We start from the raw sequence: 20,196 nt of genomic DNA on the forward strand, positions 1-20,196 counted from the left end.
AGAGAGGTTGAGTGAGCAAAAAGAAACTGTCAAAAGGTCAGCAACGTCGAGTCAGCGCGAATCATCAGCGCCGCCTGAAGCATGCAGACAGTAAAATCGTATGGGAGGACAACCAGCTGGGCGACGCCCAGGAAGGGACCATCATCAGCCGCTTCGGGATGCATGTCGACGTGGAAGCCACAGACGGTACGCAACGTCGCTGTAACATTCGTCGTACCATAAAATCGCTGGTCACCGGCGACAAGGTCGTCTGGCGCCCCGGTAATGAAACGCTGGGGGGCATCAGCGGCATTGTGGAAGCGGTGCATCCTCGTGAGTCAGTCCTCACGCGTCCGGACTTCTACGACGGCGTCAAACCTATCGCCGCCAACATCAATCAGATCGTGATTGTCTCCGCCATCCTCCCCGAGCTGTCGATCAATATCATCGACCGTTATCTGGTGGCCTGCGAAACGCTGGAAGTCGAACCGCTCATCGTCCTGAACAAGATTGATTTGCTGGATGAAGAATCACGCCAGTTCGTTGACGAGGTGATGGAGATTTACCGCGCATTGCATTACCGGGTGCTGATGGTCTCCAGCAAAACCGGCGACGGCATGAAGGATCTGGAAACCGCGTTGACCCACCGCGTCAGCATCTTTGCCGGTCAGTCCGGCGTCGGTAAATCCAGCCTGCTTAACGCCTTGCTCTACCCTGAAGAAGGCAAGATCCTGGTCAACGATGTGTCCGATAACTCCGGACTGGGACAACACACAACGACTGCGGCCCGCCTGTATCACTTCCCGCACGGCGGCGACGTGATCGACTCTCCCGGCGTGCGGGAATTTGGGCTATGGCACCTCGACCCCGAGCAGGTGACGCAGGGGTTTATCGAGTTCCGCGACTATCTGGGCAGCTGTAAATTCCGCGATTGCAAACATGACACCGATCCCGGCTGCGCCATTCGTGCCGCGCTGGAGCGCGGGGAAATCGCACCGGAGCGTTTTGATAACTACCATCGCATTCTCGAAAGCCTGTCTCAGGTAAAAACGCGTAAATCCTTTTCCGACTCGGATAACTGACATTTATTGTCACCCTCGCTACAATGCGCCGCTTTTGGTATTGGCGCATCACAACACCCAAGAGGCTCACTGTGCTGGATAGAATCAAGATTGCTTTACAACATCTGTTGCCGAAAATCTGGCTGACCCGGCTCGCAGGCTGGGGAGCCGAACGACGGGGAGGCGCTCTCACCAAGCTGGCGATCGACCTGTTTGTCCGCGTTTACCACGTCAACATGCAGGAAGCCCAACAGCCGGACACCGCGGCTTATCCGACGTTCAACGACTTCTTCACCCGTCCCCTGCGTCCCGGCGTTCGCCCGGTAGACCCGCACGATCACCGACTGGTCCAACCCGCCGATGGCGCGATCTCTCAGTTAGGGGCGATTGAAAACGACACGCTGTTGCAGGCAAAGAATCATACCTATTCATTGGAAGCCTTGCTCGCGGGCAACTACATCATGGCGGATAATTTTCGTCATGGCCTGTTCGTCACCACCTATCTGTCGCCCAAGGATTACCACCGCGTTCATATGCCTTGCGACGGTACGTTGCGCGAGATGATTTACGTGCCGGGCGACCTGTTTTCAGTCAATCCGCTGACCGCCGCTAACGTGCCGAATCTGTTCGCCCGTAACGAACGCGTGATCTGTCTGTTCGATACCGAATGGGGTCCGATGGCCCAAATTCTGGTGGGTGCGACCATCGTTGGCAGCATTGAAACCGTTTGGGCTGGCACAGTGACGCCGCCGCGTGAAGGCGTCATCAAGCGCTGGACCTACCCTGCCGCAGGAGAGACGGGCGCGATCTCGCTGGATAAGGGCGCAGAGATGGGACAGTTTAAACTGGGTTCTACCGTGATTAATTTGTTTGCTGCGAACAAAATGCAACTGATGAGCAATCTGTCCAGCCAAAGCGTCACCCGAATGGGGGAACCCCTTGCGGAAGCAATCAGCGAGAACGCCATCGTCCCTGCGACAACGGGAAATACGCCTTAAACCGCGACAATATAGAGGTAAGTTAGCGTGCGTCTGATATTGATCTTTCTACTGGGATGCCTGCTATCCGCGCCGGCGCTGACCGCCCAGCTTCCTAGCGAAGCCCAGCTTCGCCAGGACTTACAGCAGGCGGAAGCTAATAAATCACAGCCGAATCAGGCAGATATCGTCAAAGAGCTGCAATCTGCTTTGCGCATGCTGGATGAGCGGAAAAACGCTATTGAACGGGTGGATCAGTATCAGCGCGTGATCGAAGACTTCCCCCGTCTCACGCGCGGGCTACGTCAGGAGCTGGCGGCGGAAGACGCCAAATCGACGCCCGCCGTCCATAACCTCTCCGTTAACGAACTCGAACAGCAGATTGTTCAAACCAGCAGCCAACTGCTGGAACAATCCCGCCAGCAGCAGCTGGAGCAGGATCGCTTACGGGAAATCAGCGACTCGCTGGCTCAGTTGCCGCAGCAACAGTCGGAAGCCAGTCGCGCGCTCAACGACGTCGAACGGCGGATCCAAATGCAGGGCACCGCCAATACGCCACTGGCGCGAGCGCAGCTCGCTTCGTTGCAGGCGGAAGCCGCGCTGAGCAAAAGCCGGGTCGATGAGCTAGAACTGGCGCAACTGTCCGCCAGTAATCGCCAGGAGCTTTCCCGCCTGCGGGCGGAACTCTTCAAAAAGCAGCGGGACCGCCTGGATGAGCAGTTACAAACCCTGCGCAGTACCCTTAACGGTATGCGCCAGCGCGAAGCCGAGCAGGCGCTGGAACGTACCGAACTGTTAGCAGAGCAAAGCGGCAACCTGCCTTCGGCCATCGCCAGCCAGCTGCAGGTGAACCGCGATTTGTCCCTGGCTCTGAATCAGCAGGCTCAGCGCATGGACTTAATCGCTTCGCAGCAGCGGCAGGCCGCGTCGCAAACGCTGCAAGTGCGCCAGGCGCTGAGTACGCTACGCGAACAGGCCCAGTGGCTTGGATCGTCTACCGCGCTTGGCGAAACGCTGCGGGCTCAGGTCGCTCGACTGCCGGAAATGCCGAAGCCCCAACTGCTGGATGGCGATATGACCCAGCTACGGGTACAGCGTCTACAGTACGAAGATACGTTATCCAAGCTGCCGAAAAGCGAGCAGGCGCAGCAGGATGACGGCTCACCGCTCACTGCCTCACAGCAAAAAATATTCAACGATCAGCTACGTACCCAACGAGAACTGCTGACCTCATTGATTTCAGGCTGTGACACGCAGATTCTTGAGCTGACCAAGCTGAAGGTCGCCAGCAATCAGCTCGAAGACGCCTTGATAGAGATCCGCGAGGCCGCCCATCGCTACCTGTTCTGGGTGGCGGACGTCGACCCGCTGACGCTCTCCTATCCGCTTCAACTGGTGCAGGATCTATCCCGCTTGCTGTCTTTGGACACGCTGACGCAGCTCAGCAGCGCCATGGTGATGATGGTGACGAGTTGGAGTACGCTGCTGCCGTTGATTGGCGCCCTTCTGCTGGTCGCGCTCAGCATCAGTTCGCGCCGCCACTATCATGCATTTCTGGAGCGCGCCAGCGGACGCGTGGGCAAAGTTACGCTCGACCACTTCATGCTAACCCTGCGCACCGTATTCTGGTCGGTGATGGTCGCCATTCCGCTGCCGATCCTGTGGGCCGCCTTGGGCTATGGCCTGCAAAATGCGTGGCCCTATCCGGTCGCTGTTGCCATAGGCGATAGCGTCACCGCCACCGTGCCGTTGATGTGGGTCGTGATGATCAGCGCCTCGTTCGCGCACCGTCAAGGCCTGTTCATCGTGCATTTCGGCTGGTCGCCCAAGCGGGTGGAGCGAGCGATGCGCTACTATCGGCTCTCCATCGGTCTGATCGTGCCCCTGATCATGGCGCTGATAACCTTTGATAATCTCAACGATCGGCAATTTTCCAGCACGCTGGGACGTCTCTGCTTCATTCTGCTGTGCCTGGCGCTCAGTCTGGTCACCACCAGTCTGAAACGCGCTGGCATACCGCTGTATCTGGATAAGGAAGGTTCAGGAGAAAACCCCGTAAACCGCGCCATGTGGAACCTGCTGCTCTGCATGCCGCTGATTGCAGTACTGGCTTCCTGCTTCGGCTATCTGGCCACATCGCAGGCGCTGCTGGCGCGATTGGAAAAGTCGGTGGCCATTTGGTTCTTCTTGTTGGTGATTTACCACATCATTCGCCGCTGGATGCTGATTCAACGCCGACGCATCGCATTTGACCGAGCTAAGCAGCGCCGAGCCGAAATACTGGCGGTCCGTGCGCGTGGAGAAGAGGAATCGACGCCACAGAGCAATGAAGCCGGAGGAGACGTGGTGGTCGAAGAGCCGGTCGTCGATCTGGACGCCATCAGCGCGAAATCCCTGCAGTTGGTGCGCTCAGTGCTGACGCTGATTGCACTGGTATCCGTGCTGGCGCTGTGGTCGGAAATCCACTCGGCATTCTCCTTCCTTGAGAACATCAGCCTGTGGGATGCCACCAGCACGATAAACGGAACGGAGACGGTCCAGCCGATTACGCTGGGCGCCGTGCTGATCGCCATCCTGATCTTCTTTATTACGACTCAGTTGATGCGCAACCTGCCCGCGCTGTTGGAGCTGGTGCTGTTGCAGCACGTCGAGCTGTCGCCCGGCTCCGGCTACGCCATCACCACGGTCAGCAAATATGTGCTGCTGTTGATCGGCGGGATGTTCGGCTTCTCTATGCTCGGCATCGAGTGGTCCAAGTTTCAGTGGCTGGTCGCTGCGCTGGGGGTCGGACTTGGCTTCGGATTGCAGGAGATTTTCGCCAACTTTATCTCCGGCCTGATCATCCTGTTCGAGAAACCGATACGCATTGGCGATACGGTGACAATCCGCGATCTGACCGGGAGCATTATGCGCATCAATACCCGCGCCACCACCATCTCGGACTGGGACCGCAAGGAGATCATCGTCCCCAACAAGGCCTTTATCACCGAGCAATTCATCAACTGGTCGCTGTCCGATGCGGTGACACGTGTTGTACTGACCATTCCGGCCCCGGCAGACGCCAATACGGAAGAGGTCACCGAGATGCTGCTGGATGCCGTCAAACACTGCTCGCTGGTGCTGGACAACCCGCCGCCGGAGGTTTTCCTCGTTGATTTACGTCAGGGGATTCAGCTGTTCGAACTGCGTATCTACGCCGCCGAAATGGGACACCGGATGCCGCTGCGCCATGAGATTCATCAGCTAATTCTGGACGGCTACCGTAAGCACAATCTGGTGATGCCGTTCCCGCCGTTCCAGGTCCAGATGAACTCCGTACAGATCGACGGCCGCAACGCCGGTTCCGCCACGCGCACGCCGGGCGGTCTCTAATCGTCTGACCGCTGAGGCTTTCCGGCGCTGAACGACACTGATAAAAAAATCCGGTGAGGCGACGCCCACACCGGATTTTTTTCGCCCATGCCGCGGGCCGTTCGTCAGGATCGGTCCACGGTAAAAGCCATCACCTCGCTGATAGACTCGGCTTTCAGCGCCAGCATGATCAGACGGTCGACGCCGAGCGCGACGCCCGCGCAATCCGGGATACCCGCGGTCAACGCATCCAACAGATTTTCGTCAATGGGTTGAACCGGCAGGCCGCGCGCGGCGCGTTTGCGATTGTCCTGTTCAAAACGCTGACGCTGCTCGGCGCTGTCGGTCAGCTCACGGAAGCCGTTTGCCAGTTCAATACCTTTGAAGTAGACCTCGAACCGCTCAGCGACCCGGTGATCTTCCGTGCTGATTTCAGCCAGAGACGCCTGTGTGGCCGGGAAATGGTAGACGAAGGCCGGTTTGTCGCGGCCGATATTAACCTCGACACCCACCGCGAACAGCAGTTGCAGCAGCGTATCGCGATCCTCTTCCTGATGAGCGACGTCACCCACGCCCAGCGTCTCGGCGACTTCACGCAGTTGAGCCTTGTCGGCGGAGAGCGGATCGACGTCCAAATGGCGCTGGAAGGCCTGCTGATAGGTGAGCATTTCAGCGCTTTCGCACTCCAGCACCTGTTGCAGCAGATCGTCCACCTCATTCATCAGGCGGTACATATCATAATGCGGGCGATACCACTCAAGCATCGTGAATTCAGGATTATGATGACGGCCGGATTCTTCGTTGCGGAAGCTGCGCCCCAGCTGATAGATAGGACCGCTGCCCGCCGCCAGTAGGCGTTTCATATGATATTCCGGGCTGGTCATCAGGTAGAGTTTCAAGCCGTCCGCAGCGCCTGGTCCGACATATTGGGTATCGAAGGGAACCAGATGAACGTCTGTGACCGTTGCCTGACTCATGGCGGGGGTTTCCACCTCTAGCACGCCGCGATCGGAGAAGAAGCGCCGAATTTCGTTCATGATCTCCGCCCGCTTCAACAGATTGGCAATTGGGGCGCTGGGTTGCCAACTTGCCGTTTCGCTCATGGTGGTCTACTCCAAAGTCAAAGAGGGGGTGAAGTCTACCCGCATCAGTCCAGCCAAACAAATCATATCCAGTTGAAGATGTTTTAATCAGTAGGGGTAGGTATTTATTAAAGCAATAAAAGTGCTGTTTTTACTTTAATTGCATTTTCGATCACGTTTTACGAACTATTCCTCTCCGCTGGTTAAAAAACAGCAAAATGCTGGATCACATCAAATTTCAGCGACCTTTAAATAGCTATAATCATTTCCACACAAAAAAGAGTGATTTAACGGCTATCCACGGCCGACAGACTTTTTTTCTGCTCCTCCCAACTCACTAAAAACTGGGCAGAAATAAATCCAATATTCACATTACGCATTATTTTCTTATTTTATCTTATTTAACTTATGTAACTGGAGGAATGCAGTGCAGACCTTTAATGCCGACTTGGCCATTATCGGGGCCGGGGGCGCTGGCTTACGCGCAGCAATTGCTGCAGCCGAAGCTAATCCCCAACTGAAGATTGCGCTGATCTCAAAAGTCTATCCAATGCGGAGCCATACCGTGGCCGCAGAAGGAGGATCGGCTGCGGTCACTCAGGATCACGATAGCTTTGACTTCCATTTCCAGGATACTGTCGCCGGCGGCGACTGGCTCTGCGAACAGGACGTCGTCGACCAATTTGTTCACGAGTGCCCACGTGAAATGATTCAGATGGAACAGTGGGGTTGCCCGTGGAGTCGTAAACCGGATGGTTCGATCAACGTACGCCGTTTCGGCGGTATGAAGATTGAACGAACCTGGTTCGCGGCGGACAAAACCGGTTTCCATATGCTGCACACTTTGTTCCAGACTTCGCTGAAATACCCGCAAATTCAGCGTTTCGACGAACACTTCGTGCTGGATATTCTGGTCGATGAGGGTCACGCGCGCGGCGTAGTCGCCATCAACATGATGGAAGGCGAGCTGGTGCAGATCCGCGCCAACGCCGTCATCATGGCGACTGGCGGCGCCGGACGTGTGTACCGTTATAACACTAACGGCGGCATCGTCACCGGCGACGGCATGGGCATGGCGTTCCGCCACGGCGTGCCGCTGCGCGATATGGAGTTCGTACAGTATCACCCGACCGGCCTGCCCGGCTCCGGCATCCTGATGACCGAGGGCTGCCGCGGCGAAGGCGGCATCATGGTCAACAAAGACGGCTACCGCTATCTGCAGGATTACGGCATGGGACCGGAAACGCCGCTGGGTCAGCCGAAAAACAAATACATGGAGCTGGGGCCGCGCGATAAGGTGTCTCAGGCATTCTGGCATGAGTGGCGCGCCGGGCGCACCATCTCTACCCCGCTGGGCGATGTGGTCTACCTCGACCTGCGTCACCTGGGCGAGAAGAAACTGAAAGAGCGCCTGCCTTTCATCTGCGAGCTTGCCAAAGCCTACGTCGGCGTCGATCCCGTCAAAGAACCTATCCCGATTCGCCCTACCGCGCATTACACCATGGGCGGCATCGAAACCGATCAGCAGTGTGAAACGCGTATCAAAGGCCTATTCGCCGCCGGTGAATGTTCCTCCGTCGGCCTGCACGGCGCCAACCGTCTAGGCTCCAACTCCCTCGCAGAGCTAGTGGTCTTCGGCCGTTTGGCGGGCGAACACGCAGTACGGCGCTCTCAGGAAGCGACGCCCGCCAATACCAGCGCGCTGGATGCGCAGGCACGCGACGTGGAGAAGAAGCTGCATGACTTGATGAATCAGGAAGGTACGGAAAGCTGGTCGAAAATTCGTGATGAGATGGGAATGACGATGGAAGAAGGCTGCGGTATCTATCGCACCACCGACCTGATGCAAAAAACCGTCGATAAGCTGGCCGAACTGAAAGAACGTTTTAAACGCGTCAAAATCAGCGACCACTCCAGCGTGTTTAACACCGACCTGCTCTACACCATCGAACTCGGCCATGGACTGGACGTGGCGGAATGTATGGCGCACTCCGCGATTAACCGCAAAGAGTCCCGCGGCGCCCACCAGCGTCTTGACGAGGGTTGCACCGAACGTGACGACGTTAATTACCTGAAGCATACGCTGGCGTTCCATAGCCAGGACGGCGCTCCGCGTCTTGAATATAGCGACGTGAAGATCACCAAACTGCCGCCAGCGAAACGCGTTTACGGCGGTGAAGCCGATGCTCAGGAGAAAAGTAAGAAGGAGCAAGCGAATGGCTGAGATGCAAACCCTGAAAATGGAAGTCATGCGCTATAACCCGGAGCAGGACAGTGCGCCGCACTTCGAAACGTATGAAGTGCCGTACAACAAGCAGACCTCCTTGCTTGATGCGCTGGGTTATATCAAAGACAACCTGGCGCCGGATCTGTCTTACCGTTGGTCCTGTCGTATGGCGATCTGCGGCTCCTGCGGCATGATGGTCAACAACGTGCCGAAGCTGGCCTGTAAGATCTTCCTGCGCGACTATACCGACGGCCTGAAAGTGGAAGCGCTAGGTAACTTCCCCATTGAGCGCGATTTGGTGGTGGATATGACTCACTTCATTGAGAGTCTGGAAGCCATCAAGCCGTATATTCTCGGCAATGATCGCAAACCGGAAGACGGCGCCAACAATCAGACACCGGCGCAGATGGCGAAATACCATCAGTTCTCCGGCTGCATCAACTGCGGGTTATGCTACGCCGCCTGCCCTCAGTTTGGTCTGAACCCGGAGTTCATCGGCCCCGCCGCCATTACGCTGGCGCACCGCTACAATCTCGACAATCGCGATCATGGTAAGAAAGCACGCATGCCACAGTTGAACAGCGATAACGGCGTATGGTCCTGTACTTTTGTCGGTTACTGCTCCGAAGTGTGTCCGAAGCACGTCGATCCCGCCGCTGCCATCCAGCAAGGCAAGGTCGAAAGCGCCAAAGATTTCATGATCGCTATGCTGAAACCACAATAAGAGAGGGAGGCAAACAATGACAACCAAACGTAAAGCGTATGTCCGTGGCATGACGCCGACCTGGTGGCAGAAGCTGGGATATTACCGCTTCTATATGTTGCGCGAAGGAACCGCGATTCCGGCTGTGTGGTTCAGTATCGTGCTGTTGTACGGCGTTTTCGCACTGAAACACGGCGTAGAAGGCTGGGTGGGCTTCGTCAGCTTCCTGCAAAACCCCGTGGTGCTGTTCATCAACATCATCGCGCTGCTGGCGGCGGCTCTCCAGACCAAAACCTGGTTCGATCTGGCGCCAAAAGCCACCATTATTGTGATCAAAGATGAAAAGATGGGTCCGGAGCCGATCGTTAAAGCGCTGTGGATCGTGACCGTGGTAGTCACGCTGGCGATACTGGCTATCGCCTTGCTGTACTGATCAGGAGGAATAACGTGATTAATCAAACGCCAAAACGTTCGGATGAACCGCCTTTCTGGGGGCTGTTCGGCGCCGGTGGCATGTGGAGCGCCATTTTCGGGCCGGTCATCGTCCTGCTGGTCGGTATTCTGCTGCCAATGGGGCTGTTCCCGGACGCGCTGTCCTACGACCGCATTGCGGCATTCAGCCATAGCCTCATTGGCCGGGTGTTCCTGCTGCTGATGATCGTGCTGCCCCTCTGGTGCGGCCTGCACCGCATCCATCACGCCATGCACGACCTCAAAATTCACGTGCCGGCAGGGAAATGGGTCTTTTACGGACTGGCCGCCATTCTGACGGTGGTCACCGTTATCGGGCTCGTCACGCTCTAAAACCCCGCCCCCAAAGCAACGGTCTGCCTGTGCAGGCCGTTTTTCATTGCCAGTCCGGCAAACGCTTCCTACCCTTAACGTCATCACTCTCAAACCATGGTTTATCCGTGGAGGACAAAAACCGATGAAAAAATGGAAAACGCTGGTGGCGGCAATGACGTCCTTGTTCTCCTCCGCCTGCAGTACGACGCCGCCGGAGAACGTCGATGTCGTAAAAAACTTCGATATTCACCGCTATCTCGGCACCTGGTACGAAATTGCCCGTCTCGACCACCGCTTCGAACGCGGGTTAGATCGCGTGACGGCGACTTATCACCCGCGCGAGGACGGCGGCATTACCGTGACCAATCGCGGCTTTCATTCGCAGCAGCAGCGTTGGAAAGAGAGTACGGGCAAAGGTTATTTGACTGGCGATCCCGGGACGGCATCGCTGAAGGTCTCTTTTTTCGGGCCATTTTACGGTAGCTATAATGTGATAGCGCTGGACGAGGCTTATCGCTACGCCATGATTTGCGGGCCTAACCGTAACTACCTGTGGATCTTATCTCGCACGCCCACGCTGGACGACGCGGTGAAACAAGAACTGCTGGCGACCGCCAGACGCTATGGTTTTGACACGGAACAACTTATTTGGGTTAATCAATCGGATGAGGATGTTGCGGGGGCGAAGCATTGACGGGACTCTGGACGGGGACCCAACGGTATGATTCATACCGCTGCAGGAAAGCAACGGTATGATGCGGAGAGATTATTTTACGCGGGACACGTATTCGCCGGAGCGAGTATCCACTTTAATCACTTCGCCGATCTGGACGAACAGCGGCACTTTAACCACAGCGCCCGTCGTCAGCGTCGCAGGTTTACCGCCGGTACCCGCGGTATCGCCTTTCAGGCCCGGATCGGTATCGGTGATTTCCAGCTCAACAAAGTTCGGCGGCGTAACGGCGATCGGAGCGCCGTCCCACAGGGTCAGTACGCACTCTGCCTGTTCAACCAGCCATTTGGCGTTATCGCCCACCGCTTTTGCGTCGGCGGCCAGCTGTTCAAACGTTTCATTGTTCATGAAATGCCAGAACTCGCCGTCGTTGTACAGGTAAGTCAGGTTCATATCCATGACGTCTGCCGCTTCAACGGAATCACCGGATTTGAAGGTTTTTTCCAGCACTTTGCCGGAAATCAACTTACGGATTCTTACACGGTTAAACGCCTGGCCTTTGCCCGGCTTAACAAATTCATTTTCAACGATCGCACACGGCTCACCGTCCTGCATGATTTTAAGACCGGAACGGAATTCATTGGTACTATAAGACGCCATGTTGGTCCTCTTATTACTGGTAACTTAGCCAAAAAATGGCACACATTATAACCCGAAATACGCTGTCTGGAGAAGATTGGTTACAGCAACTCGCCGACGTTATTACCGACCCGGACGAATTACTCCAGTTTCTCGCACTCAAAGAGCACCCTCAACTGACAAAAGGGCGTGATGCCCGCAGACTTTTCCCCCTGCGCGTACCGCGCGCATTCGCCGCGCGGATGCGACCGGGCGATCCTCTCGATCCGCTGCTGTTGCAGGTGATCACCGCGCCGCAGGAATTCGTCGAGACGCCAGGATTCAGCCACGATCCGCTGGAAGAGCAGGACAGTGTGGTTCCCGGCCTGCTGCACAAATATCATAACCGTGCGCTGCTGCTGGTCAAAGGCGGCTGCGCCGTCAATTGCCGCTACTGCTTCCGTCGCCACTTCCCTTACCAGGATCATCAGGGCAATAAGGCTAACTGGCGGCAGGCAATGGACTACATCCGCCAGCATCCTGAACTGGATGAGATCATTTTTTCCGGCGGCGATCCGCTGATGGCGAAAGACCACGAGCTGGACTGGCTGATCGCCGAATTGGAAAGCATTCCCCATCTTCAGCGTTTGCGCATTCATAGCCGGCTACCGGTGGTGATCCCCGCCCGGATCACGGACGCGCTATGCCAACGCTTTATGCAATCCAGACTGCGTGTCGTGCTTGTCACGCATATTAATCACGCGAATGAAATCGACACTGACGTAGCACAAAGTATGGCGAGATTACGCTTGGCGGGGGTAACGCTGCTGAATCAGAGCGTAATGCTACGCGGCGTGAACGATAATGCGACGACGCTCGCTACGCTCAGCAACGCGCTGTTTAACGCGGGTATTTTACCTTATTACCTGCATGTCCTGGATAAAGTGCAGGGAGCTGCGCATTTTCTGGTACCGGATAATGAGGCGAGAGACATCGTTAAAACGCTGATGACGCTGGTGTCAGGTTATCTGGTCCCCCGATTGGCGCGGGAGATCGGCGGAGAAGCCAGCAAGACGCCGCTGGACCTTGGCATGCGGCAAAGTCAGGATGACGTCGCCGGATAAAACAGTCGCTGGATAAAACAGTCTCTGGATAAAACAAAGGCCGACGAAAACGTTCGTCGGCCCCTGACTTTACATCGTGGTCGTTAACGACACTTATAAACCTCACCCTGCATCTTGCTATCCAACGGAGCGAAACTGGACAGGAACGTTTGACTCGGCGACGTCGCGCCGAAAATAACATTCCCTCCCATCTCAGCAGCCTTGTTGCGCAGGTCGTTCGCCGCGCCCCGCATCGAACTGCCTTCATCGCCGTTGCCCGACAACCAGTTGGATTGAGTGCCGGTCACAACGCCGAGCCGCTGACAATCCGCGCCAGGCAAGCTATCCGTAAAACGCACTGCCTGCCCTGCGGGGCTAAGCGAATGAGTCGAGCTACATCCGGCCGCCAGCAAAACGCCGGCTGCTGCCATAAGAATACGAATCCGCATGTTCCCTCCGAGATGATTAAAATCGCAGTCTGACGGTCATTGTTTCGATAGCAGGTACCACGATGTCACGATAACGGGCGTATCGGCTCTCTTTCCCACACTCAGGGTGAGCCCAGAGAGACCGTCCGCCGGTCTGTCGCTTTCTGCTCGCCCGGCTAAAGCTGCGGGCCGCGCGAGCAGCATGGATCACGTCCGGCTAATTATGCCTGACGCCATTTTTTGAAGTTGTTGATCAGACCGTTGGTGGAGCTGTCGTGACTGCTCACCGCAGAATCATCCATCAGTTCCGGCAGGATGCGGTTGGCCAACTGTTTACCCAATTCAACACCCCACTGATCGAACGTGAAGATATTCAGGATCGCGCCTTGCGTGAAGATCTTGTGTTCGTACAGCGCGATCAGCGCGCCCAGGCTATACGGCGTGATTTCACGCAGCAGAATGGAGTTGGTCGGGCGGTTGCCTTCAAACACTTTAAACGGCGCAACGTGTTCCACATCCTGCGGTTTTTTACCGGCGGCGGCGAACTCTGCGTCGACCGTTTCACGCGATTTCCCGAACGCCAACGCTTCCGTTTGCGCGAAGAAGTTGGACAGCAGTTTGCTGTGATGGTCGCTCAGCGGGTTGTGGCTGACGGCAGGCGCGATGAAGTCGCAAGGAACCAGCTTGGTTCCCTGATGAATCAGCTGATAAAAGGCATGCTGGCCGTTGGTGCCTGGTTCGCCCCAGATGATCGGCCCCGTCTGGTAATCGACCGGCGCGCCGTTGCGATCAACGTACTTACCGTTGGACTCCATATTGCCCTGCTGGAAGTAGGCGGCAAAACGGTGCATGTACTGGTCGTACGGCAGAATCGCTTCGGTTTCCGCACCGAAGAAATTGTTGTACCAGATGCCGATCAGCGCCAGCAAGACCGGCAGGTTCTGCTCGACAGGCGTGGATGCGAAATGCTTATCCATCGCGTGAGCGCCGCTTAGCAGCTGTTCGAAGTTGTCGTAGCCGATGGACAATACGATAGACAGGCCGATAGCGGACCACAGAGAGTAACGACCACCAACCCAGTCCCAGAATTCAAACATGTTATCGGTATCAATCCCGAACTCGCCCACGGCCTTGCTATTGGTGGACAGCGCAGCAAAGTGCTTAGCGACACATTTCTCGTCACCCGCCGCTTTCAGGAACCAGTCACGCGCGCTGTGAGCGTTGGTCATCGTTTCCTGAGTAGTGAACGTTTTAGACGCGACGAGGAACAAAGTGGTTTCCGGGTTCAGCGTTTTCAGCGTTTCAGCAATGTGAGTGCCGTCAACGTTGGAGACGAAGTGCATGTTGAGATGATTTTTGTAAGGCTTGAGCGCTTCCGTCACCATGAACGGACCCAGATCGGAACCGCCGATGCCAATGTTGACCACATCAGTAATGGTTTTGCCGGTATACCCTTTCCAGTCGCCGCCGATAACGCGTTCGCTGAACTGCTTCATTTTCTGCAGAACGGCATTCACTTCCGGCATCACGTCTTTACCGTCAACCACAATCGGGGTATTGCTGCGGTTACGCAAGGCAACATGCAGGACAGCGCGGTCTTCAGTACGGTTAATCTTTTCACCGGAGAACATGGACGAAATTGCGCCGGCCAAATCGGTCTCGCGCGCCAGTGCCTGCAATTTTTCCAGCGTCTCATCCGTGATACGGTTTTTTGAGTAGTCCACCAGCATCAGGTCGTCAAAGGTCGCGGAAAACCGCTTGAAGCGGGCATCATCCTGAGCAAACAGATCGCTGATTTGAACGTCCTTCATCACGGCAAAATGCTGCTGCAGAGCTTGCCAGGCGGCCGTCTGCGTTGGATTGATATTTTTCATAACGGTACTCTTTGTCTAAGAATGAATGGTCAGTAATCAAGGGATTGTATCCCTTAACGCCCCGCTTGAGATCCCTTTTCTTGCGAATTGCCCCGCAGGGAACCCGGCGAGTCATTGACAGCCGACACGTAACCCGTTATTTGTATTGGCCTACTTACGAGCCGATTTGGTTCGCAAGCCAGAAGAGGTGCGTCGCCCAGGTAAGGTGTCGGAGGAGCCGTTTTCCGAAGAAGATACCCGAGGGGGAGCGTCGCCGAGGTGAGATCAGCAACGGCATTGATTTCATCGACCACAGGGGCTGAATCCCTTGGGTTGTCACCGGCTCATTCTGCACGCAGGATGTTCAGCAAGGTGGAGCGCTTCTGGGTGTATCGTAGCTTATCCCTACGTCTGCTCCCTGCTTATCGCTCTTTCCTTGTGCACAGGCTTAACGATGGACGGCGCCACGCTTTAGCGATGCCGTCTCCTGACACGAGGTTTTAGAAATGACTGCTCAACAACAAAACGCGTTGATTATCGCTAAATTCGGCGGCACCAGCGTCGCCGATTTTGACGCGATGAACCATAGCGCCGACGTGGTGCTTTCCAATCCTCAGGTACGCGTCGTTGTGCTGTCGGCTTCTGCCGGCATCACCAATCTACTCGTCGCACTGGCGGAAGGCGTACCGTTAGAACAACGCGACCTGCATCTGAATAGAATCCGCCAAATTCAATATGCCATTGTCGATCGTCTGACGCAGCCAGACGTCATCCGTGAAGAGATCAACCGGATGCTGGATAACATCGCCCGCCTATCGGAAGCGGCGGCGTTAGCCACCTCGACCGCACTGACCGACGAACTGGTCAGCCACGGCGAACTGATGTCCACGCTGCTGTTCGTCGAGATCCTACGGGAACGCAGCGTCGAGGCGGAGTGGTTCGACGTACGTAAAATCATGCGTACCAACGACCGCTTTGGTCGCGCCGAGCCTGACTGCGAAGCATTGGGAGCATTGACCCGTGAGCAGCTGTTGCCGCGCCTCGCCGATAGCCTCGTCATTACACAAGGCTTTATCGGTAGCGAGTCCAAAGGGCGTACGACCACATTGGGGCGCGGCGGCAGCGACTATACGGCCGCGTTGCTGGGCGAAGCCCTCAACGTCAGCAGGATTGATATCTGGACGGACGTTCCCGGCATTTACACCACCGACCCGCGCGTGGTGCCAGCTGCCAAGCGCATCGATCAGATTACGTTTGAGGAAGCCGCGGAAATGGCGACCTTCGGCGCCAAGGTGCTGCATCCCGCCACGCTGTTACCGGCCGTACGCAGCGATATACCGGTCTTCGTTGGTTCCAGCAAGGATCCCGCAGCAGGGGGAACGCTGGTCTGCAACAGAACAGAACATCCCCCGCTGTTTCGCGCTCTGGCTCTGCGTCGCAAGCAAACCCTGCTGACGCTGCACAGTCTAAACATGCTGCATGCTCGGGGTTTTCTGGCGGAAGTTTTCAGCATATTGGCGCGTCATAATATTTCCGTAGACCTGATTACCACGTCCGAAGTGAACGTTGCGCTCACGCTCGATACGACCGGTTCGACGTCGACCGGCGACAGCCTGCTGTCCAGCGCCATGTTGACAGAACTGTCTTCGCTGTGCCGCGTTGAAGTGGAAGAAAACATGTCGTTGGTCGCCCTGATCGGCAATAAACTGTCACAGGCTTGCGGTGTGGGCAAAGAGGTATTTGGCGTATTGGAACCCTTTAATATTCGCTTAATCTGTTATGGCGCCAGCAGCCACAATCTGTGCTTTCTGGTACCGTCCAGCGCTGCCGAACAGGTCGTACAAACGCTGCACCATAATCTGTTCGAATAACACTCTCATCTTTTATGATGGCCGGCCGCTTAATACCGGCCATCGTCTACTTCCTTTCATTGCCGTCTCGTCAATGAAGGCTTTAAAATAAATACTTTAAAAACTCCTTACGTCAATGAGACGCATATTTTCGCTTTCCCAGTGATTTATTAGCGTTATTCTTAGTTCACTCCCTAACCGATATTATAGGGCTACACACGCAATATCTTCAGACCTTTGTAAGGAAAACGGATGAAGACCAAAACGTCTTATGGCCTGAATTGGCTTCCTTTAGTAGTCATCGTCATTATTGCAACTTTCTTCTGGCAACTAACTCCTCCCACCGGCCTGACTCCCGCAGCCTGGCATTCTGCCGTTATTTTTGTCGCAACCATTGTCTGTATCGTGGCAAACGTATTGCCGATCGGAGCTATCGGGATCATCAGTATTACGCTGTTTGCCCTGACTTATGCGGCAGGCGACAAGACGCCTAGCGCCTCCATCCAGACGGCGCTGAGCGATCTCAACAGTTCGTTGATTTGGCTGATTGTCGTTGCCTTCATGATTGCCAGAGGGTTCATCAAAACCGGGTTGGGACGGCGTATTGCGCTCCAGATGATTCGTCTGCTTGGTAAACGCACGCTGGGTCTGGCTTACGGGCTGGCTTTTGCCGATCTGGTTCTGTCTCCGGCGATGCCTAGCAACACGGCCCGCTGCGGCGGCGTTATTTATCCTATCGCAGACTCGCTGGCTCGCAGCTTCGACTCCAAACCAGATGATGCATCTCGCAGCAAAATCGGTACGTTCCTGGTCACCTGTATTGGTAACGTCAACGACATCACCGCAGCGATGTTTATGACGGCTTACACCGGCAATCTGTTAGCGATAAAACTGGCGGCCAACGCCGGCGTCACGATCACCTGGGGCAGTTGGTTTGTCGCAGCGGTGGTGCCATGTCTGATCTCCCTGCTGGTTATTCCGCTGTGCGTATACTGGCTGGTGAAACCGGAAATTCGCCACACGCCTGACGCGCCTAAACTCGCCGTAGCCGAATTGAAAAAGATGGGAAGCATGAGTCGTGGGGAGTGGCTGATGGCTGCCACCGTGCTGATTCTGTTGGTACTGTGGATTTTCGGCGACAAACTGGGCGTTGATGCCACAACCGCTTCTTTCGTCGGCCTTTCTTTCTTACTGCTGACCGGGGTTTTGAGTTGGGATGATATAAAAAGCGAGAAAGGCGCCTGGGATACGTTAATCTGGTTTGCCGCACTGTTAATGATGGCGAACCAGCTCAAGAACCTGGGCTTCACAACCTGGTTTGGCGATCTCATTGGTAACAGCATCGGTCATATGATGCAGGGAACCAGTTGGGTATTGGTACTGCTGCTACTCAATGCCGCCTACTTCTATACTCATTACTTCTTTGCCAGCGGAAATGCGCAAATTGCCGCCCTTTATGCTGTATTCCTGGGCGTGGGCATCAACTTGAATATTCCCGCCGTGCCGATGGCGCTGATGCTGGCGTTTACCAGCAGCCTGTACTGTTCCCTCACCCAGTATACGCATGCCCGTGGCCCCATCCTGTTTGGCGCGGGCTATGTGCCTACCGGCGTCTGGTGGCGAACAGGGTTTATTATCAGTCTGATTAATCAGGCCATTTTCATGTCTGCCGGCTTGTTATGGTGGAAGGTGATAGGGCTGTATTAATCACGAGCGATATTCAATTCCGACGGGGGCCTCGCGCCCCTTTTTTTATTGCAAAGCAGCTTGTGTTGACCTCATTATTCCTCGAACTACCTTTAGCAACACTTGGCACCTCCTCCCAAGTTCAAAGCCGTTTCATCCGCCAGCTCTGTAGCAAAGTCTCCCTTTCTTCAGCTTGAGTCTACAGACGGATAATCCGCGTCATATATCACTACGGCGTCATTTCATATCCATCCCACCAGAAATTCGCCACGTACACTATTAGGGGAATAAATGACAATATAAAGGCACCCACAGGTGCCTTTGTGAAGAATATCAATCCAACGTAGGATTCATATTACTTAAATCAAACGGCGTAATCTGATAGACGTAATAGTTCAGCCAGTTTGAAAACAAGAGATGCCCGTGACTGCGCCAGCTTGCTTTGGGCGCTTTTTCTGGGTCGTTTTCCGGGAAGTAGTTCACTGGGACAACGGTATCTAACCCTGCTTCAATATCGCGGAAATATTCACTACCCAGCGTCAGCGCATCATATTCTGGATGACCGGTAACGAACGCCAGACGCTTATCTTTGCTTGCGAACAGATAAGCGCCGACTTCGTCTGAACCCGCCAGAATATCCAGGTCGGTGTGTTCGCGTATGACCTCAATGGGAAAATCTGCATAGCGGGAGTGAGGAGCCAGGAAGGTTTCATCGAAACCGCGCGTCATCAGCGCATGTGGCTGAAAGGTATGGTGCTCATAAACACCGGACAGCTTCACATCACGCGTCAGTTTGGGAATGCCATAAAGGACGTTCAATGCCGCCTGCACAGCCCAGCATACAAATAATGTTGAAGTCACGTGTTCTTTGGCCCAGCTGACGACCCGCGAAATTTGCGGCCAATAAACCACATCACAGAAGTCGACTAACCCCAATGGGGCCCCGGTGACAATCAGGCCATCAAAGTTTTCATCTTCAATATCTTCAAAGTTGCAGTAGAAATTGTTGAGATGCTCGGTCGGCGTATTCTTTGACTCCCGACTATCAATTCGTAACAGTTGAATATCGATCTGCAGAGGAGAATTCGATAGCAACCGAAGAAATTGATTCTCAGTCTCGATTTTTTTTGGCATCAGATTAAGTACCAATACCTTAAGCGGACGAATTTCCTGAGTTTTCGCACGAGACGATGTCATCACAAACACGTTTTCTTTGCGCAAAAAGTTCACTGCGGGCAATTCATCGGGGACTCGGATTGGCATAACCTTATAACCTCACTGCATACGTTTATACGTTTAGACTTCCAGACAGCCAAAGATAGCTATTTTCCAAGTTGATGTCGATAGCGAACAGATGCAGTTGAAAATCTTTCACTCAAAACAGTATGAGCTTATTCTTTTTATGCATAAGAAGGTGTCTGTCACGCCATTTTGCAGATAATGTAGCTGTATAAAATACACTTCAGTAGGAAGCCATAAGCCAAATCTCTATAAAAAGCTGAGAGATAGAACCGTGTTATCTCTGGAGGGAGCCAGGGTGACGATGATATTTCGCTATAGACTATTAATTATTCTTCCGCCGCTGGCTTGATGCCCGGCAGTCTTTTCTGTGATGGTTAGATCCACACGTCTTCGCGTCATTCCGAGGGGCAGGTGATGTCAATCCGGATCGGGCTGCGCCCGGTGAAAGATGGGGGTAAACAGGCCTCATAAGGCCGTCGTACAGAATGTATTCCCTATGAAAAAACTGACTCCACCATTTCACTTCCCAGAATAAACGGAAGATGAGTGCCGAAGAATAGGCCAGACCGGGTACGGC

Annotated in this window: 16 protein-coding genes and 1 riboswitch; of the genes, 11 read left to right on the forward strand and 5 right to left on the reverse strand. The window is 54.9% G+C overall.

What is annotated here, in order from left to right; translation table 11 throughout:
- The first annotated feature begins 11 nt into the window (after window positions 1-11).
- The 3 genes from rsgA (at window position 12) to mscM (ending at window position 5,389) form a co-directional block, all read left to right on the forward strand.
- A complete protein-coding gene (rsgA, locus tag BLU64_RS16180; RefSeq protein WP_026744315.1) occupies window positions 12-1,061 on the forward strand; it encodes a small ribosomal subunit biogenesis GTPase RsgA in 1,050 nt (349 codons plus the stop codon).
- A 71-nt stretch (window positions 1,062-1,132) separates the two neighbouring features.
- Complete coding sequence (asd, locus tag BLU64_RS16185; protein ID WP_026744316.1) at window positions 1,133-2,038, forward strand: archaetidylserine decarboxylase; 906 nt, start codon at window positions 1,133-1,135, stop codon at window positions 2,036-2,038.
- A gap of 27 nt (window positions 2,039-2,065) precedes the next feature.
- Complete coding sequence (gene mscM / locus BLU64_RS16190) at window positions 2,066-5,389, forward strand: miniconductance mechanosensitive channel MscM (protein ID WP_074729399.1); 3,324 nt, start codon at window positions 2,066-2,068, stop codon at window positions 5,387-5,389.
- 104 nt (window positions 5,390-5,493) lie between these two features.
- Here mscM and epmA read toward each other — a convergent pair whose 3' ends face one another.
- Complete coding sequence (epmA, locus tag BLU64_RS16195; RefSeq protein WP_027063988.1) at window positions 5,494-6,471, reverse strand: elongation factor P--(R)-beta-lysine ligase; 978 nt, start codon at window positions 6,469-6,471, stop codon at window positions 5,494-5,496.
- A gap of 406 nt (window positions 6,472-6,877) precedes the next feature.
- Between epmA and frdA the strand changes: the two genes are divergently transcribed.
- The 5 genes from frdA (at window position 6,878) to blc (ending at window position 10,860) form a co-directional block, all read left to right on the forward strand.
- Window positions 6,878-8,674, forward strand: a complete 1,797-nt coding sequence (gene frdA, locus BLU64_RS16200) for a fumarate reductase (quinol) flavoprotein subunit (RefSeq protein WP_026744319.1) — start codon at window positions 6,878-6,880, stop codon at window positions 8,672-8,674.
- Window positions 8,667-9,401 carry a succinate dehydrogenase/fumarate reductase iron-sulfur subunit gene (locus tag BLU64_RS16205; RefSeq protein ID WP_026741135.1) on the forward strand — a complete coding sequence of 245 codons (735 nt, stop codon included), beginning with the start codon at window positions 8,667-8,669 and terminating at the stop codon, window positions 9,399-9,401. Before frdA ends, BLU64_RS16205 begins: the two co-directional genes overlap by 8 nt.
- A 16-nt stretch (window positions 9,402-9,417) precedes the next feature.
- Window positions 9,418-9,813 (forward strand): fumarate reductase subunit FrdC, encoded by a 396-nt coding sequence (frdC, locus tag BLU64_RS16210; protein ID WP_026744320.1) that lies wholly within the window; start codon window positions 9,418-9,420, stop codon window positions 9,811-9,813.
- A 14-nt stretch (window positions 9,814-9,827) separates the two neighbouring features.
- On the forward strand, window positions 9,828-10,184 hold the full coding sequence (gene frdD / locus BLU64_RS16215) for a fumarate reductase subunit FrdD (protein WP_026744321.1): 357 nt from the start codon (window positions 9,828-9,830) through the stop codon (window positions 10,182-10,184).
- Between the two features lie 124 nt (window positions 10,185-10,308).
- The gene (gene blc / locus BLU64_RS16220; protein WP_026744322.1) at window positions 10,309-10,860 is read left to right on the forward strand and encodes an outer membrane lipoprotein Blc; all 552 of its coding nucleotides are present in this window, start codon (window positions 10,309-10,311) and stop codon (window positions 10,858-10,860) included.
- 72 nt (window positions 10,861-10,932) lie between these two features.
- On the opposite strand, the gene efp is transcribed toward blc, so the two are convergent.
- Window positions 10,933-11,499, reverse strand: coding sequence for an elongation factor P (gene efp / locus BLU64_RS16225; protein WP_074729401.1), 567 nt, complete (start codon window positions 11,497-11,499; stop codon window positions 10,933-10,935).
- Window positions 11,500-11,534: 35 nt separating this feature from the next.
- Here efp and epmB point away from each other — a divergent pair, with 35 nt between their 5' ends.
- Window positions 11,535-12,581, forward strand: coding sequence for an EF-P beta-lysylation protein EpmB (epmB, locus tag BLU64_RS16230; protein WP_026744324.1), 1,047 nt, complete (start codon window positions 11,535-11,537; stop codon window positions 12,579-12,581).
- 83 nt (window positions 12,582-12,664) lie between these two features.
- On the opposite strand, the gene BLU64_RS16235 is transcribed toward epmB, so the two are convergent.
- Window positions 12,665-13,009, reverse strand: a complete 345-nt coding sequence (locus BLU64_RS16235; protein ID WP_074729403.1) for a DUF4156 domain-containing protein — start codon at window positions 13,007-13,009, stop codon at window positions 12,665-12,667.
- Between the two features lie 200 nt (window positions 13,010-13,209).
- Window positions 13,210-14,862, reverse strand: a complete 1,653-nt coding sequence (gene pgi, locus BLU64_RS16240; RefSeq protein ID WP_074729405.1) for a glucose-6-phosphate isomerase — start codon at window positions 14,860-14,862, stop codon at window positions 13,210-13,212.
- 174 nt (window positions 14,863-15,036) lie between these two features.
- A riboswitch (Lysine riboswitch) is annotated at window positions 15,037-15,232 on the forward strand.
- Between the two features lie 115 nt (window positions 15,233-15,347).
- Between pgi and lysC the strand changes: the two genes are divergently transcribed.
- The gene (gene lysC, locus BLU64_RS16245; RefSeq protein WP_074729407.1) at window positions 15,348-16,712 is read left to right on the forward strand and encodes a lysine-sensitive aspartokinase 3; all 1,365 of its coding nucleotides are present in this window, start codon (window positions 15,348-15,350) and stop codon (window positions 16,710-16,712) included.
- 231 nt (window positions 16,713-16,943) lie between these two features.
- Window positions 16,944-18,398, forward strand: a complete 1,455-nt coding sequence (locus tag BLU64_RS16250; RefSeq protein WP_026741126.1) for a DASS family sodium-coupled anion symporter — start codon at window positions 16,944-16,946, stop codon at window positions 18,396-18,398.
- 312 nt (window positions 18,399-18,710) lie between these two features.
- Here the strand turns inward: BLU64_RS16250 and metA are convergent, their stop codons facing one another.
- A complete protein-coding gene (gene metA / locus BLU64_RS16255) occupies window positions 18,711-19,640 on the reverse strand; it encodes a homoserine O-acetyltransferase MetA (RefSeq protein ID WP_026744329.1) in 930 nt (309 codons plus the stop codon).
- Between the last annotated feature and the right edge of the window lie 556 nt (window positions 19,641-20,196).

It is taken from the genome of Lonsdalea quercina, from assembly GCF_900107885.1.
Taxonomy (GTDB): Bacteria; Pseudomonadota; Gammaproteobacteria; order Enterobacterales; family Enterobacteriaceae; genus Lonsdalea; species Lonsdalea quercina.